Source organism: Corynebacterium pilbarense (assembly GCF_026930265.1).
GTDB lineage: Bacteria > Actinomycetota > Actinomycetes > Mycobacteriales > Mycobacteriaceae > Corynebacterium > Corynebacterium pilbarense.
The window spans coordinates 175,616-201,542 of the sequence record NZ_JANRML010000002.1 but is presented as its reverse complement, the minus strand read 5'-3'; the positions used below and the strand labels follow the sequence as shown (position 1 = coordinate 201,542).

Annotated in this window: 20 protein-coding genes and 4 tRNA genes; 21 read left to right on the top strand and 3 right to left on the bottom strand. The window is 66.0% G+C overall.

Features of this window, described 5'->3' with window-relative positions; all coding sequences use genetic code 11:
- Window positions 1-10 precede the first annotated feature (10 nt).
- Window positions 11-247: a hypothetical protein gene (locus NUW87_RS02870; protein WP_269027141.1), complete on the bottom strand. Its 237-nt coding sequence runs from the start codon at window positions 245-247 to the stop codon at window positions 11-13.
- 93 nt (window positions 248-340) lie between these two features.
- Between NUW87_RS02870 and NUW87_RS02865 the strand changes: the two genes are divergently transcribed.
- Window positions 341-1,030 (top strand): demethylmenaquinone methyltransferase, encoded by a 690-nt coding sequence (locus NUW87_RS02865; RefSeq protein ID WP_269027140.1) that lies wholly within the window; start codon window positions 341-343, stop codon window positions 1,028-1,030.
- On the opposite strand, the gene NUW87_RS02860 is transcribed toward NUW87_RS02865, so the two are convergent.
- Window positions 1,027-2,247, bottom strand: a complete 1,221-nt coding sequence (locus NUW87_RS02860) for a geranylgeranyl reductase family protein (RefSeq protein WP_377733886.1) — start codon at window positions 2,245-2,247, stop codon at window positions 1,027-1,029. The two genes, NUW87_RS02865 and NUW87_RS02860, sit on opposite strands and share 4 nt — an antisense overlap.
- A 95-nt stretch (window positions 2,248-2,342) precedes the next feature.
- On the opposite strand from NUW87_RS02860, the gene NUW87_RS02855 reads away from it, so the two are divergent.
- From NUW87_RS02855 to rplA, 9 genes are all read left to right on the top strand, one after another.
- The gene (locus NUW87_RS02855; RefSeq protein ID WP_269027138.1) at window positions 2,343-3,368 is read left to right on the top strand and encodes a polyprenyl synthetase family protein; all 1,026 of its coding nucleotides are present in this window, start codon (window positions 2,343-2,345) and stop codon (window positions 3,366-3,368) included.
- A 64-nt stretch (window positions 3,369-3,432) separates the two neighbouring features.
- A tRNA-Tyr gene (locus NUW87_RS02850) sits at window positions 3,433-3,517 on the top strand.
- A 278-nt stretch (window positions 3,518-3,795) separates the two neighbouring features.
- A tRNA-Thr gene (locus tag NUW87_RS02845) sits at window positions 3,796-3,868 on the top strand.
- Window positions 3,869-3,919: 51 nt separating this feature from the next.
- Window positions 3,920-3,991: transfer RNA gene (locus NUW87_RS02840), tRNA-Met, on the top strand.
- Window positions 3,992-4,055: 64 nt separating this feature from the next.
- Window positions 4,056-4,131: transfer RNA gene (locus tag NUW87_RS02835), tRNA-Trp, on the top strand.
- A gap of 21 nt (window positions 4,132-4,152) precedes the next feature.
- Window positions 4,153-4,473: a preprotein translocase subunit SecE gene (gene secE / locus NUW87_RS02830; protein WP_269027137.1), complete on the top strand. Its 321-nt coding sequence runs from the start codon at window positions 4,153-4,155 to the stop codon at window positions 4,471-4,473.
- Between the two features lie 114 nt (window positions 4,474-4,587).
- Entirely contained in the window at window positions 4,588-5,631 is a 1,044-nt protein-coding gene (nusG, locus tag NUW87_RS02825) for a transcription termination/antitermination protein NusG (protein WP_269027136.1), read from the top strand.
- A gap of 171 nt (window positions 5,632-5,802) precedes the next feature.
- Window positions 5,803-6,231, top strand: a complete 429-nt coding sequence (gene rplK / locus NUW87_RS02820; RefSeq protein ID WP_034997189.1) for a 50S ribosomal protein L11 — start codon at window positions 5,803-5,805, stop codon at window positions 6,229-6,231.
- Between the two features lie 64 nt (window positions 6,232-6,295).
- Entirely contained in the window at window positions 6,296-7,003 is a 708-nt protein-coding gene (rplA, locus tag NUW87_RS02815; protein ID WP_194561158.1) for a 50S ribosomal protein L1, read from the top strand.
- Between the two features lie 69 nt (window positions 7,004-7,072).
- Here rplA and NUW87_RS02810 read toward each other — a convergent pair whose 3' ends face one another.
- Window positions 7,073-8,146, bottom strand: coding sequence for an HNH endonuclease signature motif containing protein (locus NUW87_RS02810; protein WP_269027135.1), 1,074 nt, complete (start codon window positions 8,144-8,146; stop codon window positions 7,073-7,075).
- A gap of 173 nt (window positions 8,147-8,319) precedes the next feature.
- Between NUW87_RS02810 and NUW87_RS02805 the strand changes: the two genes are divergently transcribed.
- From NUW87_RS02805 to NUW87_RS02755, 11 genes are all read left to right on the top strand, one after another.
- Complete coding sequence (locus NUW87_RS02805) at window positions 8,320-9,306, top strand: choice-of-anchor M domain-containing protein (protein ID WP_269027134.1); 987 nt, start codon at window positions 8,320-8,322, stop codon at window positions 9,304-9,306.
- Window positions 9,303-10,805 carry an anchored repeat ABC transporter, substrate-binding protein gene (locus NUW87_RS02800; protein ID WP_269027133.1) on the top strand — a complete coding sequence of 501 codons (1,503 nt, stop codon included), beginning with the start codon at window positions 9,303-9,305 and terminating at the stop codon, window positions 10,803-10,805. The genes NUW87_RS02805 and NUW87_RS02800 overlap by 4 nt, the downstream gene beginning before the upstream one ends.
- Window positions 10,802-11,656, top strand: coding sequence for a choice-of-anchor M domain-containing protein (locus NUW87_RS02795; RefSeq protein ID WP_269027132.1), 855 nt, complete (start codon window positions 10,802-10,804; stop codon window positions 11,654-11,656). The genes NUW87_RS02800 and NUW87_RS02795 overlap by 4 nt, the downstream gene beginning before the upstream one ends.
- Complete coding sequence (locus NUW87_RS02790) at window positions 11,653-12,405, top strand: anchored repeat-type ABC transporter ATP-binding subunit (protein ID WP_269027131.1); 753 nt, start codon at window positions 11,653-11,655, stop codon at window positions 12,403-12,405. The genes NUW87_RS02795 and NUW87_RS02790 overlap by 4 nt, the downstream gene beginning before the upstream one ends.
- Complete coding sequence (locus NUW87_RS02785; RefSeq protein ID WP_269027130.1) at window positions 12,398-13,267, top strand: anchored repeat-type ABC transporter permease subunit; 870 nt, start codon at window positions 12,398-12,400, stop codon at window positions 13,265-13,267. The genes NUW87_RS02790 and NUW87_RS02785 overlap by 8 nt, the downstream gene beginning before the upstream one ends.
- Window positions 13,264-15,513: a choice-of-anchor M domain-containing protein gene (locus NUW87_RS02780; RefSeq protein ID WP_269027129.1), complete on the top strand. Its 2,250-nt coding sequence runs from the start codon at window positions 13,264-13,266 to the stop codon at window positions 15,511-15,513. The genes NUW87_RS02785 and NUW87_RS02780 overlap by 4 nt, the downstream gene beginning before the upstream one ends.
- Before the next feature lie 434 nt (window positions 15,514-15,947).
- Window positions 15,948-16,469, top strand: coding sequence for a 50S ribosomal protein L10 (gene rplJ, locus NUW87_RS02775; RefSeq protein ID WP_239217603.1), 522 nt, complete (start codon window positions 15,948-15,950; stop codon window positions 16,467-16,469).
- Window positions 16,470-16,521: 52 nt separating this feature from the next.
- Window positions 16,522-16,911 carry a 50S ribosomal protein L7/L12 gene (gene rplL, locus NUW87_RS02770; RefSeq protein WP_239217604.1) on the top strand — a complete coding sequence of 130 codons (390 nt, stop codon included), beginning with the start codon at window positions 16,522-16,524 and terminating at the stop codon, window positions 16,909-16,911.
- Window positions 16,912-17,002: 91 nt separating this feature from the next.
- Entirely contained in the window at window positions 17,003-17,941 is a 939-nt protein-coding gene (pgfA, locus tag NUW87_RS02765) for a cell envelope lipid trafficking protein PgfA (protein WP_269027128.1), read from the top strand.
- A gap of 316 nt (window positions 17,942-18,257) precedes the next feature.
- Window positions 18,258-21,755 (top strand): DNA-directed RNA polymerase subunit beta, encoded by a 3,498-nt coding sequence (gene rpoB / locus NUW87_RS02760; RefSeq protein WP_239217606.1) that lies wholly within the window; start codon window positions 18,258-18,260, stop codon window positions 21,753-21,755.
- An 84-nt stretch (window positions 21,756-21,839) separates the two neighbouring features.
- Window positions 21,840-25,838 (top strand): DNA-directed RNA polymerase subunit beta', encoded by a 3,999-nt coding sequence (locus NUW87_RS02755; protein WP_239217607.1) that lies wholly within the window; start codon window positions 21,840-21,842, stop codon window positions 25,836-25,838.
- Window positions 25,839-25,927 lie beyond the last annotated feature (89 nt).

Below are 25,927 nucleotides of genomic sequence, written 5' to 3'. Positions count from 1 at the left end.
TTCCGTGCGGTTAGAGAAGCGGCGGCGGGCCGACGCGGTGGGACGTGGCAATGAATCGGTCGAGCTTTTGCGGGGATTCGTCGCGCAGGTAGACGGCGAGCAGCCGCATCAGGTTGAGCGTGACGTCTTCCGGGTTGGCGCTGGAGCGCACCAGCCGCGCGGACGCGAGGTGGTCGCCTTCGCGTGCGGTCTCGAACAATGCGATGGCTTCGAGCCATGCGCCCATGTTGGAGTCATCAAGTCCCATACCGGCGAATAATAAAGTTCGGTGTGACGAACTCGCAAGTGTTGTGTTGTCGTACGGCCTCCGTTTGTGGGTGGCAAAGTAGACTTGCGCACCATGGCCAAGGCGGATCTGGACAAAAAGCCCTTCGACGTTGCCGGCATGTTCGACGACGTGGGCAAAAATTACGACAAGACCAACACTGTGCTGTCGTTCGGCCTGGACAAGCACTGGCGACGCCGCACGCGCGAGCGCCTCAACCTGCAGCCGGGCGAGCTCGTGCTGGATCTCGCCGCCGGCACCGCCGTATCCACCGTGGAGCTTGGCAAGTCCGGCGCGTGGGTGGTGGCTTGCGACTTCTCCCAGGGCATGCTCGCCGCCGGCAAAGACCGCGACGTGCCCAAGGTCGTCGGTGATGCGATGCACCTGCCGTTTGCCGATGGCACCTTCGACGCGGTGACCATCTCCTACGGGCTTCGCAACGTCCACGACTTCGAGGCCGGCTTGCGCGAGATGGCGCGCGTGACCAAGCCGGGCGGGCGCCTGGCCGTCAACGAGTTCTCCACCCCCGTCGTGCCGGGTTTTCGCACCCTGTACAAGGAGTACCTGCCACTGGCGGTGCCGGCGCTGGCGAAGCTATTGTCCTCCAATGCGGAGGCCTACGAGTACCTCGCCGAATCCATTCGCGCCTGGCCGGGCCAGGAAGAGCTCGCCGCAGCGATTAACGCCAACGGTTGGGCCGATGCTGGCTGGCAGAACCTCACCGGCGGAATTGTCGCGCTGCACAGCGCGGTCAAGCCTGCCTAGCGCACATCCCAGAGCGGCTGGTCGCCCGACATAGCCCACGCGCCCTTGCCGGCCAGGCGCCACAGCCTTGCGACGAGGTCCGTGTCCTCCTCAGCCACGAGATTGCCCATCAGCCGCGCCGCTGCCGGCATGAGGTAGCGCCCGCCCAGCCCGCGCAGCGCCACCGGTCCCGCCAGCGGCAAAAACTGCGGGTACGTGAGCAGGCGCGCCAGGGTGCGGGCCAGGGTGAACGCCTCGCCGTAGCGCTCGCGCAGAAGCGCCGGCCACGCCAGCGTCAGGTCCCCGCCGCCGGAAATCAGCTCGACGGCGGCGACCGCCGTTTCCAGCCCGTAGTCGATGCCCTCGCCGTTGAGCGGGTTCACGCACGCCGCCGCGTCGCCGATCAGCGCCCAGTTCGGGCCCGCCACGTTGGACACCGCCCCGCCCATCGGCAGCAGCGCCGAGGCCACCGCCTGTTCTGGGCCGAGCTGCCACGCCTCGCGCTGCTGCGAGGCGTACAGAGCCAAAAGCTTTTTGGTGTTGACCTTCGCTGGGCGCGCATCCGTCGACAGTGCGCCGCAGCCGAGGTTGACGGTGCCGTCGCCGAGCGGGAAGATCCAGCCGTAGCCGGGCTGGATCACCCCGTCGGCGTCGCGAAGTTCCACGTGGGAGTGCATCCACGGCTCGTCCGAAAATGGCGAGGCGCAGTAGGACCGCGCCGCAATCCCGTAGACCTGCCCGCGGTGCCACGTACGCCCCAGCAGCTTGCCGAAAGGGGAGCGCACCCCGTCCGCCACGATCACCCAGCGGGCGCGCACCACGCCCTGCTCGGTCTCCACCGCGCTAATCGCTCCGCCCCTGAAACGCACCCCCGTCGCCGCACAGTCGTGGCGCACGGTTGCGCCGGCGAGCGAAGCTTCGCTGACAAGCATCGCGTCAAATATCGCCCGCGGGGACGCGGACCCCTCGCCGCGCGGCCACGGCGCGACAACATCCCCGCCGAAGCCATGCAGCTTCAGGCCTTTGTTGCGGTACGCAGGCACGTCCAGCCCCAGGCGCACAAGCGTATCGACGGCGCGCGGCGTCAGCCCGTCCCCGCAGGTTTTGTCGCGGCGGGGGCCCTGTGCGTCGAGAAGCAATGTGCTCATGCCGGCGCGCTGCGCCGCGATCGCGGCCGCGGAACCCGCAGGGCCAGCGCCCACAACAACGAGGTCGAACAACTCACTCACGCGCCACATTCTGCCAGCGGCACCCGCAAGTGCACCCGGCGGGGTAATTGGGCTACGGTTAGTGCGTTACACATGGGCCCATCCAACCTGCAAGGACGTTATCTATGACGTACGGCACCACTCCGTCACCGCGCCACGGATTCAACCTGGACCTGGGCGACGACGCGCTCAACACCCGGCTCAACACCGGGCTCGAAGCGGTGGAGGAGCTGCTGATGACGGAGCTCAACCGCGGGGAGAGCTTCCTCACTGACAAAGTCACACACCTGGCCAAAGCCGGCGGCAAACGCTTCCGCCCCATGATGGCGCTGCTCTGCAGCGAATTCGGGCCGAACCCCGGCGCCGAAAACGTCATCCGCGGCGCCGCCGTGACCGAGATGGTGCACCTGGCCACGCTCTACCACGACGACGTCATGGACGAAGCCGACCGCCGCCGCGGCGTCGAATCCGCCAACACCCGGTGGACCAACACCGTGGCCATCCTCGCCGGCGACATCCTGTTCGCTCACGCGTCGCGCCAGATGGCGCTCATGGACCTCGACACCGTGGCCCACTTCGCCGACACCTTCTCCGAGCTGGTCACCGGCCAGATGCGAGAAACCGTCGGTGCCGACGGCACGGGCGTGGCGGACCCGGTGGAGCACTACCTGAAAGTCATCGAGGAAAAAACCGGCGTGCTCATCTCCTCCGCCGCCTACCTGGGCGCGCGCCACGCCGGCGCCTCCGACGAGGTGGTGGCGCGCTGCGCCCGCATCGGCGACGCGGTGGGCATGATCTTCCAGATCGTCGACGACATCATCGACATCTTCTCCGACCCCGAGCAGTCCGGAAAAACCCCCGGCACCGACCTGCGTGAGGGCGTGTTCACCCTGCCGGTGCTCTACGCGCTGCAAGAGGACTCGCCGGCGGGCGAGGAGCTTCGCGGGCTGCTCACCGGCCCGCTGACCAACGACGCCGACGTCGCCCGGGCGCTGGAACTGCTCGGCCAGACCCGCGGGCGCGAGCGCGCCCTGGAGACCGTACGCGGCTACGTCGACGATGCCGAGCGCGAACTCGACGCCCTGCCGGACGGCCCCGCCCGCGAAGCGCTTCGCACCATGACCCGCCTAACCGTCGAACGGGTCGGTTAACCAGCCGATTTGTACCGATTGCGGGGCGGTGTTGTAAGGTAAATCCCGCACTTTGAACGTGCTTGCCAGGTTGCCCGAGCGGCCAAAGGGAGCGGACTGTAAATCCGCCGGCATTGCCTTCAGAAGTTCGAATCTTCTACCTGGCACCACAGACAAAACCCCGTCGGTTTTTCAACCGGCGGGGTTTCGTCGTGGGTTAGAGGTGTGTCCGGTTCAGCGCGCCGCGGGGGGTGACTTGGAATCACTTCGCATCACCGCCGCGGTTGGCATTGCGACCCCATCGCTGCCATATCTTTTGATTCTTAACCCCCTTCAAAACCACCTCTTGCCAGCCGATTTGTGTTTGAAAACAACATCGGGTTAATCTTTCCAAGGCTTCAACGGAGCGGGTCAGAGCGAAAGCGAAGATCCACAACAAAGAGGCTGTGCCCCCTTAGCTCAGTCGGCAGAGCGTTTCCATGGTAAGGAAAAGGTCGACAGTTCGATTCTGTCAGGGGGCTCTGTTGTTTGCTGGGGTCCTTGCACTTCGTGCGAGCGTCAGCGAGCACCATGGCGGTGTAGCTCAGTGGTAGAGCAAGCGACTCATAATCGCTGTGTCGAGAGTTCAATTCTCTCCATCGCTACTCACCTCAAACGGGAACCGAAAGGGTCCCGTGGTAGGGTTAGGCGCACTTGATTGAGTGCCCTAGGGGCGTGGCGCAATTGGTAGCGCAACGGTCTCCAAAACCGTAGGTTGCAGGTTCGAGTCCTGTCGCCCCTGCCAAAACAACCTGGAGGAGTTTTAGTGACTAACCCCAACGGTCAAAACCCCGCACAGCCGACCGGCAAGCGTCAGCTGCGTGGGGCTTCTCCCGTTTCCTCCGAAGGCTACGAGGCGAAGCGCGCCCCCGCCGCCACCGACGACGAAGACGCCAAGGACGGCTCCAGCGTCACCGCCTTCCCGGGTGAAGTCGTCTCCGAGATGAACAAAGTCATCTGGCCCACCGGCAAGCAGATGCTCAACTACACGCTCATCGTGTTCGCGTTTTTGATCGTGCTGACCATCTTCGTGTGGGGCACCGACGCGCTGGCATCGTGGGTGATTCGCTGGATCTTCATCCGCTAGGTACAATTTCACGCGTACAACATTTTCCCGCCGCCTCGGACACCGAGGGGGCGGGATAATTTTTGCCCCGGTACCCTGGGGCGCACACGTTTCGACGGATGAGGAGACAAAGCCATGACTGAGGCAAACAAAGACGTTCAAGGCGCCATCGAGAACAACGAGCAGGAAATGATCGACGAGGGCGCGCCTGTGCAGCCGTCCACCGACCCGGCGCTGAACGGCGGCGACGACGACCCGGCCGGTACCGAGGCAGGTGACTCCTCCGACGAGGAGAGCGACAGTAGCGGCGAGGCTGACGCTGCCGACGCTGACGTCGCTGGCGCGGAGCTGAGCGACGCCGAGGTGCAGGACGCGGCGCAGGACGCCGTCGACGCCGAGGCGGATGAGGCGGATGAGGCGGCAGACGCTGCGACCGACGCCGACGGCGCCGTCGAGGAGCCGGTCCAGGAGACCGACCTCGACAACGTCGAAGCCGCAGCGGGCGAGGGCGAGGCCGACGCGGACGCTGACTCCGACAGCGAATACCGCCGCCGCCTGCGCGAGTACACCCGCGAGCTGAAGAAGCAGCCGGGCGACTGGTACATCATCCAGTCCTACTCCGGCTACGAAAACAAGGTGAAGACCAACCTGGAGATGCGCTCCCAGACCCTCGAGGTCGAGGACTCCATCTACGAGGTTGTCGTGCCCATCGAGCAGGCCATCGAGAACAAGGACGGCAAGAAGAAGCTGGTCAAGCGCAAGCTTCTGCCGGGCTACGTGCTTGTGCGCATGGACATGAACGACGCCGCTTGGTCCGTGGTCCGCGAGACGCCGGGTGTGACCTCGTTCGTGGGCAATGAGGGTAATGCGACGCCGGTGAAGCACCGTGACGTCGCTAAGTTCTTGCTTCCCAAGTCCGCCACAACCGGCGCGAAGCCGGAGGTCAACGCCGAGGGCGAGACCGTCGTGGCGATGCCGGAGGAAGAGGCGCCGAAGCAGCTCGCGCACGACTACAAGGTCGGCGAGGCTGTCACGATCCTCTCCGGCGCGCTGGCGAGCGTGTCCGCCACCATCAACTCGATCGACCCGGAAACCGGCAAGATCGAGGCGCTGGTGTCCATCTTCGGCCGCGAGACCCCGGTGGAGCTGACCGCCGACCAGATCGAGCGCATCATGTAGGAGCGTTTTGCTTCTCGACGTCCTCACGGCGTATCCTGATTCGTCGCGCGTGCACGCACGCGCGACGTTTTCGTTTCTTGTAAATCCCCGGTGGCTGGGTCTATCCCCGGCATCCGGAAGCCCCGCGGCAGCTCATCGTGGCTGCGGGTGCTGTAACTAGGAGGTAATGCGATGGCTAAGAAGAAGGTCACCGGCCTGATTAAGCTGCAGATCGAAGCAGGCATGGCCAACCCGGCTCCGCCGGTCGGTCCGGCCCTGGGTGCGCACGGCGTGAACATCGTCGAGTTCACCAAGGCCTACAACGCCGCTACCGAGTCCATGCGCGGCAACATCGTGCCGGTGGAGATCACGGTCTACGAGGACCGCTCCTTCGACTTCATCCTGAAGTCCCCGCCGGCAGCGTCGCTGCTGCTGAAGGCTGCAGGTCTGAAGAAGGGCTCCGGCGTCCCGCACACTGACAAGGTTGGCAAGGTCACCTGGGAGCAGTGCAAGGAGATCGCCGAGACCAAGAAGAACGACCTCAACGCCCGCGACATCGAGGCAGGCGCCGCGATTATCGCTGGTACCGCCCGCTCCATGGGTATTGACGTCGAGAAGTAAAAAGCTTCACGTGGAAGGGCCGTAAGCCAGGCCCGCAAACCACAACTCCTGAAAGGAATCCAACATGGCTAAGAAGTCCAAGCACTACATCGAGCAGCTGGCGAAGGTCGACCGCGACAGCTTCTACCACCCGCTCGACGCCGTCACGCTTGCGAAGGAGACCTCCTCCGACAAGTACGACGCCACCATCGACGTTGCAATGCGTCTGTCCGTCGACCCGCGCAAGGCTGACCAGCTGGTCCGCGGCACCGTCAACCTGCCGCACGGCACCGGTAAGACCGTCCGCGTCGCAGTCTTCGCCGAAGGCGAGAACGCTACCAAGGCGCAGGAGGCTGGCGCGGACATCGTCGGCACCGACGAGCTGATCGAGCAGATCAACGCCGGCCAGATCGACTTCGACGTGGCTATCGCTACGCCGGACCAGATGGCCAAGGTCGGCCGCGTCGCCCGCGTGCTGGGCCCGCGTGGTCTGATGCCGAACCCGAAGACCGGCACCGTCACCCCGGACGTCGCGAAGGCGATCCAGGACTCCAAGGGCGGCAAGATCGCCTTCCGCGTGGATAAGGCGTCGAACCTGCACGCGATCATCGGCAAGGCGTCCTTCACCCCGGAGCAGCTCGCTGAGAACTACGGCGCACTGCTCGACGAGGTCCTCCGCCTCAAGCCGTCCTCCGCGAAGGGCATCTACCTGAAGAAGATCACCGTCTCCGCAACCCAGGGCCCGGGTGTGCCGGTGGACACCTCCGTGGAGAAGAACTACGCCACCAAGTAGTTCGACTTCGAGCGCTTTTACGCGTGCGTTTTACGCCGTCGTCCGTTTGGGCGGCGGCGTTTCGCGTTGCTAGGTGCTTGGTGGTCCGAAGATTTGGTCGAGTGCTCCGCGGTCGGTGTTTTTGATGTGGTAGCCGCGTGGTGAGATCCACCAGGGCGCGCCTCGGATCATGGTGATGTGTCCGCGGGTGTTGCGCCAGGGGTCGTCGTCGTTGATCCGGTTGTGATAGCGGCATAGCGGCGCCAGGTTGTTCATGTTGGTCAGCCCGCCGTGTTTCCACGCGTCTACGTGGTGGATCTCCGCACCGTACGCGCCGTGCCTGCACCCCGGGAATGCGCACACGGGTGAGACCATGCAGGCAAGATCGCGTTGTTTCTGGTTGGCGAAACGTTCGGTGTCGTAGAGGTTGACCGCCCCTTCCTCCGGGTGGAAGGCGGCAACCTCCAAGGCTTCGCTGAACTCTTGCTGGAGGTACTCCGCACCGGTCATGGTGGTGCCGTCGGTGAGTGTGAGGATGACGTCGTCGCCGTCGCCCGCCATAATGCGGGCGTGCTCCGTGATCGGCACCATCACGATCGGGCGGGGTGCGGCGGCGACGACCCCGCCGGTTTCGCCTTCGATGATGCGCCAGAACGCCTCCTCCATCTGCGCCGCCGCCGGCTGGGTGGTGTCGATGCCTTGGCGCAGGCGGTGTTCTAAGTCGGCTGCTTTGCGGTCGGTGGTGTCGATGGTGATGCGTGCGCGTCCGTTTCTCGGCTGCGAGAACGCAACTTGTTTCTTTGTCGGGGTGGTGTCTTCGCGGGGGATGAGCTCGCGTGCGGCGCGTTCGATTGCTTTGTACCCGCCGGTGACATCCAACAGTTCCAGCCGTAGCCGCCACCGCTCGCCGGAGTCCTTCACCACGGCAACACGTCGTTCGATCAGCGCGAGTTCGTCGAGTGAGAACTCGCGGGCTTTCTGCGCGGCTTCCGATTGCTTGCGGGTGAACTTCGTTTTTCCGTAGTAGACGTCCTGCATCCGCGCCCACGCGTGGGCTTTGTCCGGCGCCATCCCGGCGCCCAAGGCAACCGGCAGGTCGAAGTGCCGCAGTGTCTCCATGGATACTGCGGACATCGCCTGGATGAATGCGTCGAACGGGTTCATGGCCACAGACCCTAAACCCAACGCAACCCCACACAACCCCCACAACCAGAAACTGTGGATAACCCGCCCCAAAAAGCATCAGAGTTATTCACAGCTGCGGCAAGCCCTTGTGTTTTCCCCGTGATGGGGGTAAATTTCCCGCGCCAATAACTATTGAAACTAATCTCCATTAAGTGTTGAAAAGAGTTTTCATTAGTTTGGCGGTGTTCCTGCTCGCGATGCTGGGCATCACGCCGGCGCACGCGCAGGTGCAGCGCCTGGATCAAGGCCACATCGACGCGTTCAACGTCACGGCGGACGGCGGCGAGCTGACTTTGGATCTGAAGGAAGACGCCACCGGCAGCCACGTGCGCCACGCCCCGGAGGACGTGGAATTGGTCGTCGGCCAGGACGCGTACACGGAGCGCACGGCGGAGATCCCGGAGATCGGCAAGGCTGGCTATATGCTGCCGCAGACGCAGCGCTCGGATCTGATCTGGCCGGGCTGGGATACCCAGGGCGCGCGCGATATCGGCTCGATTGATCTGGAGTTTGTGGAGGTCACCGGCCCCGGCGAGGTCTACCTCTTCCAAACCGGCAGCTTCGGCTCCCTGGACCCGGTGCTCGATGGCGGCTCGACGCGCCTTGAGACGGGCTCCGTGATCGCCCAGGAGGAGCCCGCGCACGTCCACGCGAACTGGCTGTTCACCGAGCCCGGCACATATGAGATGCGCGTTGTGGCCACAGGCGGCGGCGCGAGTTCGAACGAGGCGACGTACACCTGGATCGTCGGCGACGAGGAGGCGGCGCCGGCGGCGAAGGCTGAGGCGTCTACGGAGGCGCCCGCCGCGCAGTCCAAGGCGGCGACGAGTACTGCGCAATCGAACACCGCAACGAAGAAGGCGGCTCAGCAGCAGCCCGAGAAGCAGGCCCAGCAACCGGCCCAAAAACCGGCCCAAAAACCGGCCGCGCAACCGGCCCAGCAACCAGCCCAGCAACCAGCCCAGCAGGAGCAGCCTGCCGAAGAGCGCCCGGACACGCTTGCGGAGACCGGCACGACGGTAATGACCGTTCCGTTCGCGGTCCTCGGCCTCGGCGTGGCGGTGTTCGGCGCGGCGATGTGCTGTCTGGATACGGCGCTTCGTCGCAAGCTGTTGGCGCTGACGGGGGTTGGGAAGTGAGGCGTGCCAGGGCGTTGGCAGCGTGCGCGTTCGCCGTTGCTCTTACGGGCTGCTCGCAGGCTCCGGGGGAGGTTGAGGGGGTGAACGTGGTGGCGTCGACAAGCATTCTTGCGGACGTCGTGCGCAACGTCGCCGGCGATAACGCCGAGGTCAAGACGCTGATGCGCCGCGGTGCCGACCCGCACTCGTACGAGCCGACGCTGCACAACACGCGCGATATCGCGTACGCGGACGCGGTGTTTACCAACGGGTTGTTGCTGGAGCCGCAGGCGCTGACCCGCACGATTGATGCGACCGCACGCCCGCAGGCGCGGGTGGTGGCGCTGGCGGAGCAGACGCAGCGCTTCGGCTACGCGCCGATTCCGCTGGTGGAGGACGCGAGCCTGGACACGGTGTGGCTGGGGTTGCGGTTTGCGGCGGATCTGCCGCGCACGGCGGTCGCGGAGCTTGAGCTTGTCGACGCCTCCGGTCCCGGCACCGCTTCCGCTTTCATCCTCGGCACCTTTGGCACCCCGGAGCTGCTGTTCGACTCCACAGGTGGTGCCACCACGCTGCCGGTGGACGCGCACACCCACGTCAGCTGGGCGTTTTCCGCTCCCGGCGTGTACGAGTTGAAGCTTCGTGCTTCGGTGCGCGACGCGGTGGACGCGCCGGTGCGCAGTCAGACGGAGCAGACGGTCACCCTCGTGGTGGGCCAGGACCCGGCGCAGGCCGCCCCGGGCAAGCATGCGGTGGAGCGCGGGCACGTTGACATCGCCACGGTCGCCGACAACGACAACACGCAGCTGACCCTGCGCACGGACGACGAGGGCGACCTGAACCCCGCGGGCACGGTGGTCGTGGTGCCGTCGAAGACGCTGCAGCCGATCCCGCCGCAGCGCGAGTTCCGCTTCCTCGGCGACCCGGGCGAGGAGACGTACCTGCTGCCGCAGGCGGTGCTGGGCCGCCACGTCCACGGCGAGCTGGATCCGCACATCTGGCACGACCCGGCCGCGATGGACGCGGTGGTGCAGGTGGTGCGCGACGAGCTGTCCGCGGCCGACCCGCGCCACGCCAGCGCGTACGCCGACAACGCCGAGCGCTACCGCGCCCAGCTCAAGCAGGTGGCGCAGGAGGTGCGCGAGCAGCTCGAGCAGGTCCCGGAGACCAACCGCAACCTGGTCACCACCCACCACGGCTACGCCTACCTGGCGCGCGCGTACGGGCTGCGTGTGGCCGGGTTTGTCACCCCGAACCCGAGCGTGGAGCCGAGCCCGCGCGATCTGATGGCGTTGTCGCGCACGCTGGACAACCTGGGCGTGCCGGCCGTGTTCGTCGAGCACGGCGAGGAAGACGAAACGCCCGTTTTGAACGAAACCGCTGCCTCGCACGGGGTTGAGGTGTGCCCGATCTGGGGCGACACCTTGGACCCGCCGGGGGAGGGGCCCGCTCAGACGTATGTGGATCTGGTGCGGGCCAATGGGGCGTCGATAAGCAAATGTTTGAAAGGACAACCATGAAGATTCCCGCCATTATCACCGCCGCAATGATCGCGGCCGCACCCGTCGCTGCCGCCCAGGTGCCGGACAACGACCCGGCGTTGCAGCAGGTCGTCGGCGCCGACGAGCAGGTCGCCCCGCTGGGCGAGCGCGCCGTCATCGACGCCGGCCACGCGGACCTGGGCCCCGTCTTCGCCGACGGGAAAATGCAGTTCCTGGTGCGCGACGACACGCAGGACACGCCCGTGTGGCGCCACCTCGAGGACGTGGTCTTCGCCGTCGGCGACGGCGCGAAGCAGACCCTGCCGGAGACCGACCAGTTCGCGTTCACCGGCGCGAAGCCGGGGGCCGAGGTGTGGGTGATCCCGCAGACCGAGGTCGCTGGCGTGCCGTGGCTGGGGTGGAACTCGCAGGCGCCGTCGCTTCTGGAACGCTCCGCCAACGGGATGAGCCTGGAGTTCGGCGGGCACGAAGGCCCCGGCCAGTTCTCCCTGTTTGTCCAGCCCGGCGGGTTCCACGAGCCGCAGCAGCTGTGGAACGAGCAGGAGTCCGGCACGCAGTCGATGTGGGTGGAGCCGAACACGCACACCCACGCCAACTGGGTGTTCACCGAGCCGGGCGCCCACCTGGTGGGTGTGCGCGCGACGGTGGAGGACCAAGACGGCACCGTGCACACCGACGAGCAGGTCGTGCGCATCGCCGTGGGTGTGGACCCGGCAGAGGCGGCGGATGCGACGTTCGGCGAATTCCGGGCTGAGGGGCAGGCCGGCGCGGAGCAGCAGAACAACGGCCTGAAAATCGGACTGTTGGCGGGCGCCGGCGTGCTGCTTCTCGCCTTGATTGCGCTGTTTGTTGTGCGGGGCCGCCGATGAGAAGGATTGAGGTGCGCGACCTGGCGGTGTCGTATCCGGGCCGCGACGTGTTCCGCGGGGTGGACCTCACGCTGCGCGGCGGCGAGTTCGTCGGCCTGCTCGGGCCCAACGGCGCGGGCAAGACCACCCTCATGCGCGCGGTGCTAGGCCTTATCCCAGCGGACGCGGGGACGGTCTCCGCTGGCAGGCGCCCTGTGCGCAAGGTGGTGGGGTACGTGCCGCAGGCGCACAACGTGGCCTGGGATTTCCCCATCGACGTCTATGACGCCACGCTCAACGCCACTCTGGGTCAGCGCCCGTGGTGGCAACGCGCTGGCGAGCGCGAGCACCGCGCCGCCGAGCGAGCTCTGGCGATGGTCAACCTGACTGACCTGGCCGCGCGCCCCATCCACGACCTGTCCGGCGGCCAGCGCCAGCGCGTGCTCATCGCGCGCGCCCTGGTGCGGCGGCCGGGCATGCTGCTTCTCGACGAACCGTTTACCGGCCTGGACATCCCCACCACCGAGCACCTGCTGCGGCTGTTCCGCCGCCTGGTGGACCGGGGGCTCGGCGTGGTCATGTCCACCCACAACATCGCCGAGGCCATCGATTCCTGCGACCGCTTGGTGTTGTTCAACCGCGGTGTTGTCGCCGATGCCGCGACGCATGAGCTTAACGACGACGCCCCGTGGACCCGCACCTTCTCCGTCGACGAGGATTCGCCGTGGCTGCGCGGCGTGCGAGCGCATTTGGAGGCTGCCCGTGCCTGAGATTTCGTTTGTACAATTCCTGGCCGACATGGCCAACCCCCAGCTGGCGTTTCTGCCGCGCGCGCTGGCGGCCGCGGTGATCGCGGCGGTGCTGTGCGCGGTGGTGGGCTGTTTCGTGGTGCTGCGTGGCATGGCCTTTATCGGCGACGCGGTGGCGCACGCTGTCTTTCCGGGCATTGCGGTGGCGTTTGCGTGGCAGGTCTCCGTGTTGTTGGGCGGGGCGGTGGCCGGTGCGATCGTGGCGGTGTTGATCGCGGTGATGTCGCAGCGGCGCACGATTAAAGAGGACTCGGTGATCGGCATCGTGTTCACCGCCGCGTTCGCCTTCGGCTTGGTGGTGATTTCCCGGGCGGAGGGCTACACCGCCTCCGTCAGCTCGTTCCTGTTCGGCTCGCTGACGGGCGTCAGCTCCACCACGTTGGCCGTTCATGCTGTCGCCGGCGCGTTCATCGTGGCCGTGGTGGTGGCGCTTCGCCCGTGGCTGACAGCGGTGGCATTGGACCGGGAGACCGCTCGGGCGATGAACCTGCCGGTCGCCGCGCTGGATCTGGCGCTGTACCTGTGCGTGACCTTCGCGGTGGTGCTGGCGGTGCAGACGGTGGGCAACATCCTGGTGGTGGCGCTGCTGATCACCCCGGCCGCCGCGGCGCGGCTGTTTACAGACAAGCTGGGCGCGATGATGTGCATCGCCGCCGCGTTCGGCGTGGCCGGCAGCGTGGCGGGGGTGTGGCTGGCGTGGTCCTACGACTCGCCCACGGGCGCGACCATCGTTTTGGCCGTGACCGCCATCTTCGCACTGAGCTGGCTGTTCGCCCCGAAGCGCGGCGCACTCGCCGGCTGGATTCAGGGGGTGAAACGATGAAGCGATTCGTTGCAGCAGCAGCCGCAGCGGTGCTCACGCTCGCAGCCGCACCACTGGCGCAGGCCGCGGAGCACAACCCCGGCGACCCCGGCCACAGCGTGGAACTGGGGAAGATCGACCACCCGTGCGCCGGGCGCAAACTGCTCTACCACTCCCACAACGACGCGCTCTACGGCACCTACAAAAACGACAAGCTCACCGTGATGGCGGTGGACGGCCAGCAGGTCACCGACCAGGAAAAGGTCTGCTTCCGCCTCGCCCCGGACGCCGACGCAGACGGCAACGACGTGTCCACCTTGACCGTGCCGGAGGACGGCTCCCTGGACTTCCTCGGCGAGCCCGGCAGCACCGTGTGGGCCGCGCCGCAGTCCGCGGACTGGACCGACAGCTGGCGGCCCATCTGGTCTGGCCTGGGCGCCTTCGACCCCGCGCACGAGGCGGGCGAGATCCCGGATAACTTCGTCGACGACGTCATGCACTTCGACCTGGTGGACATGGACGGCCCCGGCGACGTCAACGTGTTTTTCTCCTCGCGCGTGGGCGATCCGGAGCGGCTGTTTAGCTCCGCTGACGAGGACATGCGCACCATCACCTACGATGTCGGCGGCCACGGCCACTTCACCTGGACGTTTTCCGAACCAGGCATCTACGAAATGACCTGGCAGGGCCGCGCCGAGCTCGACGGCGGCGGCACGGAGCGCTCGGAGCCGGTGACCCAGTACTGGCTCGTCGGCGACGACGCCACCGTCGGCCTGCCCGAGGGCACCACCACCGATCTGCGCACCCCCAACACCGCGCAGGACACCGCCAGTCCGAGCACAAGCGCCTCCACGCGCGCCACGCCGTCGCCGCGGCCGAAACCCTCGCCGAGCACACGCGCCACGCCCGCGCCGCGGCCTACGACACCGGCCGAAACGGCGCCGACGAGCACTACGCCCGCCGCGCCCGCGGACCGGCGCAAGCTCATCACGTCGGGGCATATGGATATGGCGTTGGTGGCCGAAGGGTCGTCAATAAGCGCGAAGCTTATCGACGACTCCGACCCCCACAACCAGGCCCAACGCGAATCCGGCAGCTTCATCTTCGCCGTGCCGGACGCGGCGCGAAAAACGCTGCCGGCGGGCGCGAGCGAGAGCTTCCCAGACGCGCCCGAGGCGATGTGGATCCTGCCGCAGGCGCAGGAGAAAAACCTTCCCTGGCTGGGATTTTCCACCACCCGGGTGGCCGCCGACGCGTTGGCGCAAGGCTCCAAGGTGACCGTGGCCATGCGCGACGTCGACGGCCCCGGGCGCATCTACACCTGGCACGAGGACCTGCGCGGGCTGCGTGTGGAGCTCGATTCCGGCGACGCGTCCAAGCAGCTGGAATACCCGGTCAACGCCCACGACCACCAAGGCTTCGGGTTCACCGAGCCGGGCGCGTACACCGCCACGTTCACCTTCTCCGGCACGTCCGCTGACGGCAAGGACTTCTCCGAAGACATGGTCGCCACCTTCGCGGTGGGCGACGAGGCCGTCACCGCCGCGCGCGAGGGCCGCCTCGGCGGCGCCGACGCTGCAGCCGGTGCCGGCAAGGACAAGCTCACGCTGCCGGGCGCGCTCGCGGAAGGCATCCGCTCGCTGGAAAAGGAGATTAAGAAGGCCGGCGACACGCTCGCGCCGCTCGCGCGCAAGACGGACAACAGTGGCGGCGGCAGCGGCGCGAAGTCGGGGTCCCCGTCGAGCTCGGCCGCGACGCCGGCAGCACCGCCGAAACAGCCCCAATCGGCCGCCGCGCAACCCGCGCCCGCGCAGCCAGCTCCGGCACCCGCTGCGCAACCCGCGGCGCAGTCGCAGCCGCAGCGCGCGTCGAGCAACAACCGCGCCAGCACCTCCTCCGACAAGCAAAGCACCCGACGCGCCAGCAGGTCGAAGACCAGGGATGACTCCAAGGCCGCAAAGCCCGCGGTAACGACCAAGGCGAAAGCACCGTCCGAAGCGTCTTCGGCGACGACCGGTAGCACAGGCACGTCCGAGACCTACGCCGCCCAGCCGAATCCCGCCGGCGGAAGCGGCACGGGGATCCATTCGTCGCTTGACGCCGCCGGCGCGCAGCCAGACGGCCAGGCCGCGGACACGTCGCCGACCGCGGGAGGATTCTGGGCGGGCCTCGCCATCGGCGTCGGCGTCATGGCGCTCATCGGCGGTTGCGTCCTGTTCATCGCAGCGGCGAGGTTGCTGCGGCGGGTGGAACAAGGCGCGTCGTAAGGGCGGGGATGGCTCAAACCCTGGGAGGCAGACCCTGGGTTCGCGCAAAAATAGTGCACTCCCCGGGTCTGCCTCCCAGGGTCTGTCGTACAAAGGGGACCGTCGCGGCCACCAGGCGCGGAAAACCGCCAGCCGCGATTTGGCCAAACCCGCACCCACCCGCTAACATCCCCAACCGAAGTTTGAACGGCCCGCAAAGGCCGAGCTCAAGTTTCACCGAAGACCGTCGGTCACTCTCGAGAGGGAGTCGAAGGCGCTCCACTCAAGGGGCCGACCCACGCAGGAGAAACGCGGCACACTCCAACGTATGCCTCGTGCTTCTGCACGGGGCATTTTTGCTTGGTAGACGTCAGTTTCGCGCGAAGCGAACGTCGATAGGCAAGATGCTCCGGGCGGATTGAACAACATGAAGTAATCGGAAGGAGGCGTGTGTCATGGCAAACCCGAAGAACACTGCGGAACTTGCAGCTCTGAAGGAGAAGTTCGCTGAGGCGGATTCCCTCGTGCTGACTGAGTACCGTGGCCTGACCGTCGGCCAGCTGCAGCAGCTGCGCGGCGATATGGGTTTCGATGTCGAGTACCACGTCGCCAAGAACACCCTCATCAAGATCGCTGCGAACGAGCAGGGCATCGAGGGTCTCGATGATCTTCTCACCGGCCCGACCGCCGTCGCGTTCATCAAGGGCGACGCTGCTGTCGACGCTGCGAAGGTGATGAAGAAGTTCAACAAGGACCACGACGCGTTCGTGATCAAGGGCGGCTACATGGACGGCAACGTCCTGGACGCTTCCCAGGTCGACGCTCTGGCCGAGATGGACAACCGCGAGACCACCCTGGCCAAGATCGCTGGCGCATTCGAGGGCTCTCTGGCAAAGGCAGCCGGCCTGTTCCAGGCTCCGGCATCCAAGACGGCCCGCCTTGTCGCTGCACTGCAGGACAAGCAGGAAGCCGCATAAACACACTCTTACATCCGGGCTGTAAACGCCCACCAACAGAAAGGAAGCCACAATGGCTAAGCTCACCAAGGACGAGCTCATCGAGCAGTTCAAGGAAATGACCCTCATCGAGCTCTCCGAGTTCCTGAAGGAGTTCGAGGAGGTCTTCGACGTGACCGCAGCTGCTCCGGTTGCTGCTGTCGCTGCAGGCGCTCCGGCCGCTGGCGGCGAGGATGCCGCTGAGGAGAAGGACGAGTTCGACGTCGTTCTCGAGGACGCTGGCGACAAGAAGATCGGCGTGATCAAGGTTGTCCGCGAGCTGGTTCCGGGCCTGGGTCTGAAGGACGCCAAGGAAATGGTCGAGGGTGCTCCGAAGGCAATCCTCGAGGGCGCCAACAAGGACGACGCCGAGGCTGCCAAGACCAAGCTCGAGGAGGCTGGCGCAAAGGTCACCCTCAAGTAAGAGCTTTTTGCTTGACGACGATCACCCCCTCCGGTTCGCACACGCGACCAGAGGGGGTTTCGCGTGTGTGGCTGCGGTAAAGTAGCCCACCATGCTGCCCACTTCCCGCATTCTTTCCGTCTTGCTCGCCGGTCTCGGCGCTGCGCTGGTGGTAGCGGGGCTGCTGGCGCCGAGTGTGCTGCTTTCCGGCAACCGCCTGCCGCTTGCGCTGGGGGAGGCCACGTGGACCATCACGGACCCTCACGGCACTCGCGACGGCGAGGCGGCGCCGGTGACGCGCCAGCTGCACATGGAGATCCAGGAGCCGTCCGACGGTGACACGGCGAGCGTGCGCGTGGGCGACACGCTGCGCGCGGGGGAGTCCGGCTCGGACTTCAACGACCTGCTTACGGCGTCGACGTGGTCGTTCGCGGTGGATCGCGTCACGGGTGCTGCGACCGGACCGGCGGAGGCGCTTTTGGTCATGGGCATGCCCGCAACGCAGGTGCCTATCGACGGCGCATGGCTGACCTTCCCCGCCCCCGCGCCGCAGGCCACCGTCCAGGTCTTCGACCCGGTGCTGCGCGGCGCGACACCGGCGGAATTCTCCGGCGAGGAGGAGATCGCTGGGCGCACGGTGCACCGCTATACCCAGCGCATCGCGCCGACGAACGTGGCCAAGCGCTACGCCGACCCGCGCAACACGCTCACAATCGAGGGTGAAAACGGCGAGCCGCAGCGCACCTTTCTGCACCACGCCGCGGAGCGCGAGATCCTGGTGGACCAGAAAACCGGCGTGGTCGTGGGCATCGACGAGAAGGTGGACGACTACTACGCCGACGCAGAAGGCAATGGCGTGAAGAACGTGGTCACCTATGACGGGGTGATGGACCGGCAGGACGTCGAGAAGCTTGTGCAGAAGGTTGCTGACGCGCAGACCGCCGCGGCGGACCGCGGGCTGTGGCGCGTGCTGGCCTGGGTTGGTGCAGCGCTGAGCCTTGCGGGCCTGGCGGGTGCGCTGCGGCCGGGGCGTGCGGCGCGTCGCGATTGACCGCGCGCGCGTGCCGGGTGGTAGGCTTCCGGCAGCAACCGCACGAGTCGCCCAGACGGCATCGGGCAGACCGGCGGGAGTGATGGCGGGGGCCTTTACAAACGGGGGAGATTACTCTATGGTTGTTCTTTGCGCTGGAAGCCGTCTCCAGTACGCATAGAGAGCCTTGTGCAACGGGAACGAAAAACCCGATTTGACAAGGTGATTTTGTTGTCTCTGGGGGCGGGTCTTCCGAAGCAGACCGAATGCTAACTTATCCTGCGGAAACGCCGCCGGACCGCGAAGCCAGACGCGGTGCGGTGAGCCTCCGCCAGAGGTGCTGGAAGGACCCAACTTGGCAGTCTCAGACCAGACCATGAACATGGCTGATACCCCCGGGGCTCCCGAACGTTACTCGTTCGCGAAGATTAATGAGCCCATCACCGTCCCGGGGCTTCTTGATGTGCAGCTCGAATCGTTTGCGTGGCTCGTCGGCACGCAAGAGTGGCGCGAGCGCGAACAGGCCAACCGCGGCGACGATGCACGCATCACGTCCGGCCTGGAGGACATCCTCGACGAGATCTCCCCGATCGAGGACTACTCCGGCAACATGAGCCTGACGCTGTCCGAGCCGCGCTTCGAAGACGTGAAGTACACGATCGACGAGTGCAAGGACAAAGACATCAACTACTCCGCGCCGCTGTACGTGACCGCGGAGTTCATCAACAACGACACGCAGGAGATCAAGTCCCAGACCGTGTTCATCGGCGACTTCCCGCTGATGACGGACAAGGGCACCTTCATTGTCAACGGCACTGAGCGTGTCGTTGTCTCGCAGCTGGTGCGCTCCCCGGGCGTGTACTTCGACGAGACCATTGACAAGTCCACGGAGCGCCCGCTGCACTCCGTGAAGGTCATTCCGTCGCGCGGTGCGTGGCTGGAGTTCGACGTGGACAAGCGCGACACCGTCGGCGTGCGCATCGACCGCAAGCGCCGCCAGCCGGTCACCGTGCTGCTGAAGGCGCTGGGCTGGACCACCGAGCAGATCACGGAGCGCTTCGGCTTCTCCGAGATCATGATGTCCACCCTGGAAAACGACGGTGTGTCCAACACCGACGAGGCGCTGCTGGAGATCTACCGCAAGCAGCGCCCGGGCGAGCAGCCGACGCGCGACCTTGCGCAGTCCCTGCTGGAGAACTCCTTCTTCAAGGCCAAGCGCTACGACCTCGCACGTGTGGGCCGCTACAAGACCAACCGCAAGCTCGGCCTCGGCGGCGACCACGACGGTCTGATGACGCTGACCGAAGAGGACATCGCCACCACGCTCGAGTACCTCGTGCGCCTGCACGCGGGCGAGACCGAGATGACCTCCCCGGCCGGCGAGATCATCCCGATCAACACCGACGACATCGACCACTTTGGCAACCGCCGCCTGCGTACCGTCGGCGAGCTGATCCAGAACCAGGTCCGCGTCGGCCTGTCGCGTATGGAGCGCGTCGTGCGCGAGCGCATGACCACCCAGGACGCGGAGTCCATCACCCCGACGTCCCTGATCAACGTGCGTCCGGTTTCGGCTGCGATCCGCGAGTTCTTCGGTACCTCGCAGCTGTCGCAGTTCATGGACCAGAACAACTCCCTGTCCGGCCTGACCCACAAGCGCCGCCTGTCCGCGCTTGGCCCGGGCGGTCTGTCCCGCGAGCGCGCCGGCATCGAGGTGCGAGACGTGCACCCGTCGCACTACGGCCGCATGTGCCCGATTGAGACCCCGGAGGGCCCGAACATTGGCCTGATCGGCGCGCTGTCCACGTACGCGCGTGTCAACGCGTTCGGCTTCATTGAGACGCCGTACCAGAAGGTCAACGACGGCAAGCTCACCGGCCAGATCGATTACCTCACCGCCGACGAGGAAGACCGCTACGCCATCGCCGAGGCCGCGACCCCGATGGACAAGGACAACAACCTCACCGGCGAGCGCATCGAGGTCCGTCTCAAGGACGGCGACATTGGCGTTGTCGGCCCGCAGGGCGTTGACTACCTGGACATCTCCCCGCGCCAGATGGTTTCTGTCGCTACCGCGATGATTCCGTTCCTGGAGCACGACGATGCGAACCGTGCGCTGATGGGCGCGAACATGCAGAAGCAGGCTGTGCCGCTGCTGCGCGCCGAATCCGCGTACGTTGCCACCGGTATGGAGCAGCGCGCCGCGTACGACGCGGGCGACACCGTCATCTCCAAGAAGGCCGGCGTGATCGAGAACGTCACCGGCGACTTCATCACCGTCATGGACGATGAGGGCGGCCGCGACACCTACATGCTGCGCACCTTCGAGCGCACCAACCAGGGCACCTGCTACAACCAGACCCCGATCGTCTCCGCGGGCGACCGCGTCGAGGCCGGCCAGGTCATCGCTGACGGCCCGGGCACCAAGGACGGCGAGATGGCCCTCGGCCGCAACCTGCTGGTTGCGTTCATGCCGTGGGAAGGCCACAACTACGAGGACGCGATCATCCTCAACCAGCGCGTGGTGGAGGAGGACATCCTCACCTCCGTGCACATTGAGGAGCACGAGATCGACGCCCGCGACACCAAGCTCGGTGCCGAGGAGATCACCCGCGAGATCCCGAACGTCTCCGAAGACGTGCTGAAGGATCTGGACGAGCGCGGCATCATCCGCATCGGCGCGGACGTGCGCGACGGTGACATCCTCGTGGGCAAGGTCACCCCGAAGGGCGAGACCGAGCTGACCCCGGAGGAGCGCCTGCTGCGCGCCATCTTCGGCGAGAAGGCCCGCGAGGTGCGCGACACCTCCCTGAAGGTGCCGCACGGCGAGCAGGGCAAGGTCATTGCCGTGCGCCGCTTCTCCCGCGAGGACGACGACGACCTGTCCCCGGGCGTCAACGAGATGATCCGCGTGTACGTGGCTCAGAAGCGCAAGATCCAGGACGGCGACAAGATGGCCGGCCGCCACGGCAACAAGGGTGTCGTGGGCAAGATCCTGCCTCAGGAGGACATGCCGTTCATGGCTGACGGCACCCCGGTGGACATCATCCTGAACACCCACGGTGTGCCGCGTCGTATGAACATCGGCCAGGTCCTAGAGATTCACCTGGGCTGGCTGGCCAAGGCCGGCTGGACCGTGAATCCGGATGACCCGGCAAACGCCAAGCTGCTCGAGACCCTGCCGGAGCACCTCTACGACGTGCCGGCTGATTCGCTCACCGCAACCCCGGTGTTCGATGGCGCGACCAACGACGAGATCGCGGGCCTTTTGGCGAACTCCAAGCCGAACCGCGACGGCGACGTCATGGTCGACGGCGAGGGCAAGACCACCCTGTTCGACGGCCGTTCCGGCGAGCCGTACAAGTACCCGATTTCCGTCGGCTACATGTACATGCTCAAGCTGCACCACCTGGTGGACGAGAAGATCCACGCCCGTTCCACGGGCCCGTACTCCATGATTACGCAGCAGCCGCTGGGCGGTAAGGCCCAGTTCGGCGGCCAGCGCTTCGGCGAGATGGAGGTGTGGGCGATGCAGGCATACGGCGCCGCTTACACCCTGCAGGAGCTTTTGACCATCAAGTCCGATGACGTGGTGGGCCGCGTGAAGGTCTACGAGGCCATTGTGAAGGGCGACAACATCCCGGATCCGGGCATCCCGGAGTCCTTCAAGGTGCTGCTCAAGGAGCTGCAGTCCCTGTGCTTGAACGTGGAGGTCCTCTCCACCGACGGCACCCCGATGGAGCTCGACGGCGACGACGACGAGTTCGATCAGGCCGGCTCCTCGCTTGGCATCAACCTTTCCCGTGACGAGGGTGCAGCGGCGGACACCGCCTAAGCGCCAGGTAGCCGTCGTGAAGCAATTGCTTTTCGACGGCACGACGAACGAACAGCACACATCTAGAAGAAAAGGAACTTTTACGTGTTTGACGTAAACCTCTTCGACGAGCTTCGCATCGGCCTGGCCACCGCCGACGACATCCGCCGTTGGTCCCACGGCGAGGTGAAGAAGCCCGAGACCATTAACTACCGCACCCTCAAGCCGGAAAAGGACGGCCTGTTCTGCGAGCGCATCTTCGGCCCGACCCGCGACTGGGAGTGCGCCTGCGGCAAGTACAAGCGTGTCCGCTACAAGGGCATCATCTGTGAGCGCTGCGGCGTTGAGGTGACCAAGTCCAAGGTGCGCCGCGAGCGCATGGGCCACATCGAGCTGGCCGCTCCGGTGACGCACATCTGGTACTTCAAGGGTGTCCCGTCCCGCCTGGGCTACCTGCTCGACCTGGCGCCGAAGGACCTCGAGCGCATCATCTACTTCGCGGCAAACATCGTCACCTCCGTTGACGAAGAGGCCCGCCACACCGACATGTCCACCCTCGAGGCGGAGATGTTGATGGAGAAGAAGGATGTCGAGGACGACACCAACTCCGAGATCGCGGACCGCGCGCAGAAGCTGGAGGAGGACCTCGCCGAGCTCGAGGCTTCCGGTGCGACCGCCGCTGCCCGCAAGAAGGTGCAAAACGCTGCGGACAAGGAAATGCAGCACATGCGCGAGGCCGGCGAGCGCGAGGTTGAGCGCCTGGACGAGATCTGGACCACCTTCCAGAAGCTCGCGCCGAAGCAGATGATCATCGACGAAAACCTCTACGAGGAGCTCGTCGACCGTTACGAGGACTACTTCACCGGCGGCATGGGTGCCGAGGCGATCCAGACCTTGATCCGCAACTTCGACCTCGAGGCTGAGGCCGAGGAGCTGCGCGGCATCATCGCCGAGGGCAAGGGCCAGAAGAAGGTCCGCGCGCTGAAGCGCCTGCGCGTCGTCGCGGCCTTCCAGCGCTCCGGCAACGACCCGGCCGGCATGATCCTGGACGCGATCCCGGTGATCCCGCCGGAGCTGCGCCCGATGGTCCAGCTCGACGGTGGCCGCTTCGCCACCTCCGACCTGAACGACCTGTACCGTCGCGTGATCAACCGCAACAACCGTTTGAAGCGCATGATCGACTTGGGCGCGCCCGAGATCATCGTGAACAACGAGAAGCGCATGCTGCAGGAGTCCGTTGACGCCCTGTTCGACAACGGCCGCCGCGGCCGTCCGGTCACCGGCCCGGGCACCCGCCCGCTGAAGTCCCTGTCCGACCTGCTCAAGGGCAAGCAGGGCCGCTTCCGCCAGAACCTGCTGGGTAAGCGCGTGGACTACTCCGGCCGTTCCGTGATTATCGTCGGCCCGCAGCTGAAGCTGCACGAGTGCGGTCTGCCGAAGCGTATGGCGCTCGAGCTGTTCAAGCCGTTCGTGATGAAGCGCCTGGTGGACAACGACTACGCGCAGAACATCAAGTCCGCCAAGCGCATGGTGGAGCGCCAGCGCCCCGAGGTGTGGGACGTGCTCGAAGAGGCGATTTCGGAGCACCCGGTGCTGCTCAACCGTGCACCGACGCTGCACCGCCTGGGTATCCAGGCCTTCGAGCCGAAGCTGGTCGAGGGTAAGGCCATCCAGCTGCACCCGCTGGCCTGTGAGGCGTTCAACGCCGACTTCGACGGCGACCAGATGGCAGTCCACCTGCCGCTGTCCGCCGAGGCGCAGGCCGAGGCCCGCGTGCTCATGCTGTCGTCGAACAACATCCTGTCCCCGGCGTCCGGCAAGCCGCTGGCTATGCCGCGCCTGGACATGGTCACCGGTCTGTACTTCCTGACCATGGAGAAGGGCCCGCAGGAGATCGGCGGCGAGGGCGCGTACGCACCTGCCGACGACAACGGCCCGGCCCGTGGCGTTTACTCGTCCTACCGTGAGGCCATCATGGCCTACGACCTGGGCGTTTTGGGCCTGCAGGCTCCGATCAAGGTGCGCATCGACCACCTGCGTCCGACCCGGGAGATCGAGGCCGAGCAGTTCCCGGACGGCTGGGAAAAGGGCCAGGCATGGATGACGGACACCACCTTGGGCCGCATCATGTTCAACGAGCTGCTGCCGTTCAACTTCCCGTACCAGGAAGGCGCCATGGTCCGTAAGGGCGGTGGCGGCGGCAAGCTGCTGCTGGGCGACATCATCCAGTCCATGGTTGAGAAGTACCCGATGATCACCGTCGCGCAGGTGCTGGACAAGATGAAGGACGCCGGCTTCTACTGGGCCACGCGTTCCGGCATCACCATCTCCATGGCCGACGTGCTCATCCTCCCGAACAAGACCGAGGTCCTCGAGCAGTACGAGAAGGAAGCTGAGGCCATCGAGCGCAAGTTCTGGGAGAAGGGTGCGCTGACCGAGGAGAACCGCTACGACCGCCTGGTCGAGCTGTGGCAGGATGCCACCAACAAGGTGGGTCAGGCCGTGGAGGACCTGTACCCGGACCACAACCCGATTCCGATGATCGTGAAGTCCGGTGCTGCCGGTAACATGCGCCAGATCTGGACCCTGGCCGGCATGAAGGGCATGGTCGTGAACTCGCGCGGCGAGTACATCACCCGCCCGATCAAGACCTCCTTCCGCGAGGGCCTGTCCGTGATGGAGTACTTCAACAACTCCCACGGTTCCCGTAAGGGCCTGGCCGATACCGCGCTTCGTACCGCGGACTCCGGCTACCTCACCCGTCGTCTCGTGGACGTGGCGCAAGACGTCATCGTCCGCGAAGAGGACTGCGGCACCCGCCAGGGCGTCAAGGTGCCGGTCGCGGCTGAGTCCGGCGACTCCTTCGTTCGCCACGACCTGGTCGAGACCTCCGTGTCCGGCCGTGTTCTGTCGGCCGATGTCAAGGACTCCGACGACAAGGTCATCGCCGAGGCTGGCACCGAGCTGACCGAGGAGCGTATCGACGAGCTCGTGGCAGCCGGTGTTACCGAAGTCAAGGTCCGCTCCGTGCTGACCTGCCAGACTCCGACCGGTGTCTGCGCGAAGTGCTACGGCAAGTCCATGGCGTCCGGCCAGCTCGTCGACATCGGCGAGGCTGTCGGCATCGTGGCCGCGCAGTCCATTGGTGAGCCGGGTACGCAGCTGACCATGCGTACCTTCCACCAGGGCGGCGTCGGCGGCGACATCACCGGCGGTCTGCCGCGTGTGCAGGAGCTGTTCGAGGCCCGTGTGCCGAAGAACCGCGCCCCGATCGCGTCCGTCGCCGGCACGATCTCGCTCGAGGACGAGGGCAACTTCTGGACCCTGACCATCCACCCGGATGACGGCTCCGACGTGGTGGTCTACGAGAAGCTGTCCAAGCGTCAGGGCCTGGCCCAGGTGCGTCGCCCGATGGAGTCCAACCCGGACGCCATGATCGAGCGCGGCCTGCGCGAGGGTGACCACGTCGAGGTGGGCGAGCGACTGCTCCGCGGCGCCGCCGACCCGCACGACGTGCTCGAGGTCCTCGGCCGCCGTGGCGTGGAGAAGCACCTGATCGACGAGGTGCAGGCTGTGTACCGCACCCAGGGTGTGTCCATCCACGACAAGCACATCGAGATCATCATCCGCCAGATGCTGCGTCGCGGCACCGTCATCGACTCGGGTTCCACCGAGTTCCTGCCGGGCACCCTGGTGGATCTGTCCGAGGCACGCCAGGTCAACGCCGCAGCTGTGGCGGACGGCGGCGAGCCGGCGGAGATGCGCTCCGAGATCATGGGCATCACCAAGGCCTCGCTGGCCACGGAGTCCTGGCTGTCGGCGGCCTCCTTCCAGGAGACCACCCGCGTGCTCACGGACGCCGCGATCAACAAGCGCTCCGACAAGCTGATCGGCCTGAAGGAGAACGTGATCATCGGCAAGCTGATCCCGGCCGGTACGGGCATTTCCCGTTACCGCAACATCCAGGTCAAGCCGACCGAGGCGGCACGCTCCGCGGCGTACTCCATCCCGACGTTCGGCGACTCCATCTACGGCGACGAGGGCTACGGCGAGTTCACCGGTGCCTCCGTGCCGATGGACGAGTTCGGCTTCGAGGAGCTGTAAACGCAAGGCCCAGCACTCTGGCTTTTAGCTAGGTCTGCGTAGAAAGCGCCCGGTCTCCCCGCAAAAGGGGAGCCGGGCGTTTTGCATAT